The sequence below is a fragment of the Enterococcus lactis genome (assembly GCF_015751045.1).
Classification (GTDB): Bacteria; Bacillota; Bacilli; order Lactobacillales; family Enterococcaceae; genus Enterococcus_B; species Enterococcus_B lactis.
The window spans coordinates 182,047-190,022 of record NZ_BNJW01000003.1; the positions used below are offsets into that span (position 1 = coordinate 182,047).

At 37.9% G+C, this 7,976-nt stretch carries 6 protein-coding genes and 1 pseudogene; all 7 read right to left on the bottom strand.

The genetic code is table 11. The features are described from left to right. Positions 1-74: 74 nt before the first annotated feature. The 7 genes and pseudogenes from KFO35_RS02830 to KFO35_RS02855 all read right to left on the bottom strand — a co-directional run bounded on the left by KFO35_RS02830 (position 75) and on the right by KFO35_RS02855 (position 7,668). Positions 75-1,439 carry an NAD(P)/FAD-dependent oxidoreductase gene (locus KFO35_RS02830; protein ID WP_070704520.1) on the bottom strand — a complete coding sequence of 455 codons (1,365 nt, stop codon included), beginning with the start codon at positions 1,437-1,439 and terminating at the stop codon, positions 75-77. Further along, positions 1,436-2,995, bottom strand: coding sequence for an AcpB/EbpR/MafR family transcriptional regulator (locus KFO35_RS02835; RefSeq protein WP_070704523.1), 1,560 nt, complete (start codon positions 2,993-2,995; stop codon positions 1,436-1,438). Before KFO35_RS02835 ends, KFO35_RS02830 begins: the two co-directional genes overlap by 4 nt. A gap of 55 nt (positions 2,996-3,050) precedes the next feature. Beyond that, the gene (locus tag KFO35_RS02840) at positions 3,051-4,826 is read right to left on the bottom strand and encodes a hypothetical protein (protein WP_227326358.1); all 1,776 of its coding nucleotides are present in this window, start codon (positions 4,824-4,826) and stop codon (positions 3,051-3,053) included. Between the two features lie 180 nt (positions 4,827-5,006). Beyond that, positions 5,007-5,531: a hypothetical protein gene (locus KFO35_RS14100; RefSeq protein ID WP_070704526.1), complete on the bottom strand. Its 525-nt coding sequence runs from the start codon at positions 5,529-5,531 to the stop codon at positions 5,007-5,009. Next, on the bottom strand, positions 5,515-5,850 hold the full coding sequence (locus tag KFO35_RS02845; RefSeq protein ID WP_070704556.1) for an EF2685/EF0750 family sortase-dependent surface protein: 336 nt from the start codon (positions 5,848-5,850) through the stop codon (positions 5,515-5,517). Before KFO35_RS02845 ends, KFO35_RS14100 begins: the two co-directional genes overlap by 17 nt. A 13-nt stretch (positions 5,851-5,863) precedes the next feature. After that, positions 5,864-6,898 (bottom strand): annotated as a pseudogene (locus KFO35_RS02850) (WxLIP family cell surface protein). Between the two features lie 89 nt (positions 6,899-6,987). Then, positions 6,988-7,668, bottom strand: a complete 681-nt coding sequence (locus KFO35_RS02855) for a WxL domain-containing protein (RefSeq protein ID WP_070704530.1) — start codon at positions 7,666-7,668, stop codon at positions 6,988-6,990. Between the last annotated feature and the right edge of the window lie 308 nt (positions 7,669-7,976).

The following is a 7,976-nucleotide window of genomic DNA, read 5'->3' on the forward strand; positions in this document are numbered from 1 at the left end:
CATTATATGAATTTTTTATTCTCGATTGATTAATATTTATTATATCCCCACACAATAAAAGACCGTGATATTTCTCACAGTCTTTTATCTACTCTATTGCTATTTGCTCTCTTAGCTAGTACTTTAAAAGCTAACTCATTGAGGTAGTGAAAACGAGAGGTGTATTCAGACAGAAATCCAAAATCCTCAACTGCTAGCTGTGGAATCGTAGTTTTGTGTTTCACGATATCCGCAAGCAGGTTCAAATCTGATAATAAGAATTCTTGGCTTATCAGCTGTCCGCCAATTATTTCTAATGTATCCGGATGGTAGATCAGCTTTGCATTTACTGTTTTGTTTTCTTCATCGTATTGTGGAAATAGATCAAATTCTCCTGAACACGAACCGGTATTTTGTTCCAAGAATGGCGCTTCATCTTCTGTCAGCCCTACAGTTCCTAAAAAGTAGTCTATAATGACTGCTGCTGTTATCTTTTGTCTGAGGTCGTAAGCGGTTGGCTGACCACTCAAAGTTAGCGCTACTGCTCTTGCCATATGTACAGCTCGAGTAACTAAAGGTAAAAAGAGATGCCGTTTATTTTTGTCAAAACTGACTGGGACGATATCTCCAATCGCATAGATGTCCGGATCACTTGTCTGTAGATATTCATTGACTATCACAGTCTCATCCTCATACAAAGCCACTTTTTCTTTTAACAATGTCGTATTAGGACGAGTTTGGGCAGAAAAAATGACCATATCTGCCTTTATTGCTTGAGATAGAAGTTGTACGGATACTACTTTCTCTTCTGATTTTTTCCAATCGATCAAGAATTCATTTGGATAAAAATTGATTTGCTTAGTTTGCAGCTGATTTTGAAAACTGTTGATCATATCCTTATCGAAATATCTTGATAAAACATTCGGCATATAATCAACTAGATGAATAATGTATCCTTTATTTCTCAAAGCATCTGCTAATTCCAATCCAATATAACCAGCACCGAAGATCACTACTTCTTTTGCTTCTTTTAAAGCGGCAAGTACTTGTTTAGATTGCACTAGATTTTTATAGGTGTAGACATTTTCAGCTTCAATTTGTTTATACAAGGTGACAGGAGAGGAACCTGTTGCTACGATTAATTTATCATAGGTTATGGTCTCGTTTTTTCCTTCTTTGGATGCGAGGATGAGCTGATGTTTGTCTGGATCAAGTTCAGTTACTCTCCATTCGGTGATCAGTTTTGCCCCACTTTCTTGAAGAGTCCGCATGTTATGGGCAACTTCAGCTAAACTACGTATCTTTCCTTTTAAATAAAGGTTGATTCCATTTGAAACATAGCCTAGTCCATCTTTATGATCTTCATCGATCAGTAAAACTTCTGCTTTCGGTTGAAGTTTTCTTAGATTTAGGGCAGCTGTGATGCCTGCATGGGAAGCACCAATGATCACGATTTTCATGTTTTATTCATCCTTAAATTCAATTTTTCTAAATAACATTCTTTTAAAAATTGGTTCAAATAGGGGAAATCATAATTATATTCGTTGCTAGTGAATACAAAAACTTTAGCGGACTTCTGTGACGGGTACTCTTTCAATTGGCTAGTCAAAATGATATCATACTGCTTTTCTTTCTCGTATTCGACTAAATCATATTTGATCGTATTCAGCAATTGTTCCTGGATGATTTCTTTCACGATATCCGCCATTAGCCTTTCATAAGGAAGATCATAAGCAATTTGCAGACGTAATTCTAACTGCTTGATCAGCGTCCGCAAAATAGATGCATAGCGAGCAAATAATTCAAAGCGGGCATTTTCCTCGTCTACTTCAGTAAAATCAACAATAGCAAATGTTTGTCTGACCAATCTTTCACATAAAACCAGGAATTGTTTATCTTCTACTTCAGTTAACCGCTGTTTTAATCCTTCTTGGCCAAAAATATTCATCCATCCTCTAAAATAGGCAAAATGAGCGTGATTTTGCATCACTGTCAACGCAATCTTTTGCGAAATCTCTTCTGGAAAAACATAAAAAGAGAAATATTCTTCTATCGATTGTTTAAACGTTCGATTCAATTGAGCTACTACGTCGTCTTTGTATTTTTCGCTTATCAAAAACTCCTGGACATGCGAGTTATGTGTATCTAATGTAAAGTTACTGATCATGAAAAGATAAAAAACCAACGTTTCATTTTGATTCCAAGGAAAGGCATATTGAAAGAAGTAACGGGTCAAAAATGTATGGAGGTCCAATAAAAATTGTGTCGTTTGAAACAATCCAACAGGAAGATTGCTATAATCTGGTTTGGATTTTTTCGTACAGCGCATTCGCTTCTTCATAATGGAAAGCCATATTTCAAATTTCAATCGTCCTTCTTCTGTAATAGCAAAACTAAACTCTTTTTGCAGCAGATCTAAAAAAGTGTTTCCTGATAAATCACTGTATTCTTTTTTGTTTTCAAGATAAGGACGTCCAAACCAAAATAATTGGAAATAAAAATAACAAATTTGACTTTCTGGACCGGTCAGCCGCCCGCTTTTTATTTTCAGATGAAACTCATTTAAAGAATCATTTAATTCCTTCACTCTGCGAGACAAAGTAGCCGAACTGATATTAAGTTCCATGACAAGTTTCTGCCGATCAAATGAGCCATTTTCCAACAGATAAAGAAGTATCTGATATTTTGTAGAATAGCGCAAGTAGCAATGATAATAAACATCGACTGCTGCTATATTTCCATGTCTGATTAATAAAATATTCCCTTCTTGGATAACAATTTCCAATTGTTTGATATTTTCCAAGTTAGCTTGTAAATAAAACAGATCTTCTTTCAAGGTAGCCCGATCAACTGATAAGCGGGTAAGTACGTTATTAACGGAAATCTCTCCTTTTTCCTCTAATAAAAGTTGGAAAAGTTTGATTTGCCGTTGTTCATTTTTTTCAAGCAAACTGAAAAGTTCCAAGTCCACTCCTCCAAGCATTTCTGATTTTAACAGCAGAAGTTTCCTTCTCATCCTTGAAAAAGAGGATCTGTGACAGTTATCACAGATCCATACAAATTCTAATCACTTAGCTGGTTGGCCCAGCTGTCAGTTCCCATGTGACCATGCCTTGATACGTTGCGCCAGGTTGAGCATTCGTACTGCTATTTACCTCTAAGAGTAAACCATCGGTATCGGGAAAGTCAACGAGAACCTCTCCTTTAGCTGTTCCATCACTCTCATAAATCAACGTGTTTTGACCTTGCTGAATCAATTGTTTTGATCCAGAATGATTGAAGTATAATTTTGTTCCGCTTAATTCTTGACCTTGATCATTCTTAAATAAAGAAGTCAATGTCCCTGTCAGTTGCCAAGGAGACGTGCTTGGAAGCCGAGTATCCCGCACATCAAAAGAAAAATCGCCTTTTGCTTCATAATAACTTGTCTTCAACGGTTTGGGGAGATCGTTACCAAATGTAAAATCATCTGGTACATTAACTAATGTTAATTCTTGTTTGGGGACAAGAATTGTTTTAGCAGATGTTTGGACAACTGGGTTAGGAAGCTTAGCACCATCTGCTAATGTAATATTGCTGGAAAGTACAGCTGCCTTTGTCAGTATGCTGACGGATTGTACAGAAGTATCTACAGTATTTAATTGATAGTTGTAAGTAAGATGAATGGTATCGCCGACTTTGCTCAATAAATCTGCTGGGACAGATACTCCTTGTTGAATGCCGGTATCTGCGATAGTTGTACCATTTAATTTTAAGGAACCATTGATATAAGTAGTATTTTCAGGAAGTGAGATCGTGATTTTTTTGTCGGTTATCGCATCCCCAGATTTTGTTAACGTGAAGTTCACATTTTCTTGAATCGTATCTCCTGATAGAGCAGACAGGGGATCTCCTGTCTCAGGTTGTCTGCTAAGGTTTTTTAGCTGACTATCTGCACTCACAGATGGAAAATTAGCCACTGTTATTTGAGGAAGAGTGGTGATTCTAGCTTGTTCAGACTGCCATTTGTACGCAAAAGACGGATACATGTTAGTAAGTACATCGTCCACCAAGCGATAATCAAAATAATATTGCCCTGAAGCCAATGCAGGTAGTGTAGAAGTAGCTGTATTTACACCCCCGTTATTTGATTGGATCGTTTGGAAAAGTTGATCTGTCCATCCTGTCGCTAATTTTTGGGTTCCTTTCGAATAAAGCCTGTAATGGATCGAACCCTTTTTTAGTTCAGTTGCTGACCAATTGGCCGTGACTTGGTACGATGCAGAAGAAAGGAGCTTTCCCCACTGACTATCGGCTGTTAAGTTTGTTGGTAAAACCGTTCCGTCTAGCTTGTACTGCTCCAATACCTTTAAAGCAACAGGAGAAAGCAATCCGCCTTGCGCATCTTTCCCACTGTACACGATATTGGCTGTCTGATTCAATCCACTTGTGCTTGCTGGAGTATGAGTCAGTATTGCTCCTTGTGTAACGTTTTTTCCTGTAAAATAGTTGACTACGCGATCAAAGCGACTAAATGGCAACTGATCAAAACGTCCTTCAGTCAGCCCCATCGTCAATGTCCGACTATTGGTAGAGCCTGGAAGGTTCTGGTTATTTCCATCCACGTATTCTGTGGTATCAGCAAATGTATTATATTTTCCTGTTGAATCACTTGTTGAGATGTAACTATTCCACGTATTTATCTCTGCACTTGCAGAAAATGCATATGCTCCTGGATTCAAGTTTCCGCCAGTTAATTTAGGATAAAATCTACCTGCAGCTGGAGCTAAAATCGAATTGAACATACGATCTTGGATAATATTATTCGAATCATAAAAATCAACAGAAAAAACGGCCTTTTTAGACATAGAAGGTTGTAATTTACCCTTGGTCAAAATTTTGTTTGGACTCGTATCATATTTATCTCCGTTTTCTGTCATCTTCGCGACATTAGCTGTAACATCAAATTGAAGCGGGATATCGTCCACGTTGAATTCTCCTCGCGTAATAATAGCAATAATATCTGCCAATAGAGTATTTGTATCCCACTACCCCATCCCAAAACGCAAGGTATGGCTTCCTGCTGATAATAAACTTCCGCTAGTAACCTTGATGGGGGCACCGGCAATATACAAGTAGGCGTTGTTCCAGTCAATTGCTTTTAATACATCACTGCTTGATACATGTTCCGGCAAATTGATGATCGCCACAAATGCAAATCCTTGTGCAGTGATATTCACCAAATCAAGTACATTTGTTAGTTTCACATGGCTTTCCCAATGAAAACGGACCGTGCCACCTTTCCAAGAATCATTTGAACCATCGTTCAAATAAGTAGCAGTCAATTTAGGCAATTGGTTAGCCCCAGTTAGTTGGACAAGCTTCCCGCCATTGACTGCACTACGTCCACCATTTGGAGGTACGATATTTTCATACGTGTATGGATCATAAGAAATGGCAGGAGGCGTTGCTCCAACAGCTTCTGCCGAAGGTGAAAAGATAAATATACTTAAAACAAAAAGCGAAGTAAAAAAGAAGGAGCGAAAAAATGAAAATTTATTTTGTAGCAACATGTTCATCCTCCTTTTCCTTTCTTCTCCAAAACAACAACCACGCAAGAAGCCATAATTCTATACCAATGATCAAATAAAGAAAACGGATCTTTTCTTCATTCGTCTCCGGGAATACGCCATGTTGATTAGATTCTTTATAAATCGGTAGCTGTGTCTGCTGTTTTGATGCGCCATTGACTGAACCACTTGGATGCGGAACTGGACTTAGATCATAAAATGTAATCGTACCTGAACTTTTGGTATCTGCTTGGACTGGCTCTTGCCAGCTGAAGAACAGCAAACTTGCAATAATCCCTCCCAATAAGATCGATGTTTTCAACGAAATCACCTCATCATGTTGTTTCTCCTTTTTTCTTTTTCTTGTGGACCCACAAAAACAGCAAAATCAACCATAACACTAGAACTGCAGCAACCAATCCTGCATAAAGCCATGGGAAAGATTGTTCTTGTACTGCAAAAACGGAATTTTCATTTACTTTTTGTGCTTTTTCTTTTTTGATCGTAAAGTTTTGTGTAAATCACCATTCATTACTGTCGCCTGATTTTGCTATGATTTCTGCGCGGTAATCGCCGGCTTTTGCTTTATCACCAGCTAAATCAAGATTCAAGTGAAAATTCGAATTTGGTGCAACTAAAAATTCATTAGACGTATTTTCAATATAAAGCTGATTTTCATAAAAGATCTTGCTCGTAAATATCAAATTGCTGATAATCCTAGGCTGAGTATTTTGGAAACGAAGCTGAACAGTTGGCTTTGCGTTGACCTCGTCCAAATCTCCTGATAAAAGTTTCAGATCCGGTTCTATCGTCTCTTGACTTTCTTGTAAAACGACTGCGAGATTATAAGCAATACGATTTTTGATTTGTGCTCCTTCTGTAGCATTTTCTGTTTCAGCTTCTTCTTTAGGTGAAACATGAATACCCGCTAATACACGTCCCTTAAAGCTTTTTGCTGGGATTTTCACTTCTATAGGTATAGTTGTTTCTGCATGTGCTGATACATTGATTTCCTTTTTCGCAATGAGCAAAACGTCACGGACATCAAACGGCAATGTCTCATCTAACGTTGGTTTTTTTTGACTATAATCGATCGTTCCACCATCACTCGTTACCGCCGGATTGACAGAGACCTCAAATGTTCGTTCTTCATCTGAAGAATTGCTGATAATTACTTCTAGTGTCTGATTTTGTTCCGGTGCCACTAATAAATCAAAATAACCGATTGCTTTATCTATTTGGTTCTCTGGAAATACCGGTTTGATTCCAAAGTCTCCTGCTGAATCCTTTGCTTGGCTGATTGACGGAAAAATGAAAAATAGACTTAAAATAGAAAAAAACGAAACAAACAGTCGTTTACTTTGATTCATTGTCCACCACATCCTTTCAACAACAACTGCGGTAAAAAATCCTTCACCTATAGTATTTTCACCGCAGTTTGTTGAATTTATTTCATACTCTATGCTACTGGGCCAGCCACGAGGTTCCAAGTCAAATCAGCCGTGAATGTTCCAGCTGCTGCTTTCGGCACTTTCAGTGTGATATTTGCTGGATCATAAACAGAAAGCCATGTTCCCAGACCTTGATCTTTTGCTGCTGTAAATATTGGTGTCGCTGCACTTGCTTTACTCAACCCAGTTACAGTTTGACTAGTTGGTCCAGTGGATTCGTTATCTGACGTACTTTTAACAGTGGATGTTCTAAAATCTAATTCAGCGCCTTGCAAAACTTGTGAACCGTTTACAAAATCTGAAACCGAAACTGTCACGTTCCACCCTTGTGCTTGGCCATCTGCACCTACACCTCGACGATCTGATACTTGGAGATAAGGTGTATCGTTTTTTGAAGCGTCTACTTGATACGTTTTTGTTCCGCTTTCAATCTCGTGTGTACCAAATGGCAATTCAGGAACTACATCCAATGTTAAAGAACCTGTCTGGCCAGTTGCTGGATTTTCCGGATCTGCTGGCTCTACTGGTTTTGAAGGATCAGTAGGGTTAAGAGGCTCAACGGTATTTGTTGGTTCAGTAAAGGTAATATCTCCTTTTGAAGTCGCTTGACCCTCAGCAAAAGCTGGTGTTGCCAAGCCGCCTAGAAGAAGTGTTGAAAGTAATAATGTCCCAATCATGTTCTTTTTCATAATAAATCACTCCTTTTTCTTAGTGACCTAAGTATAGTAGAGACAGTATGCAAAAAATCCTCATGAATTCATCCGCTTACTTGAAATTATGACCCTTTTTGTATAAAAGAGAAAAAAACAATAAAATCGTTTACATGAATATTCTTCCTTTTTTATTAAGTACGCCGATTGTAAAATTAAGCTAGACAACTAAAAAAGTCATTTGTGCTACACTCAAAATAGTTCCGACCAAAGAATTATAAGGAGTGAGTACAAATGACCTATACCCATCTTACAACGGATGAACTTGTAATAATAGAGTCTTATTT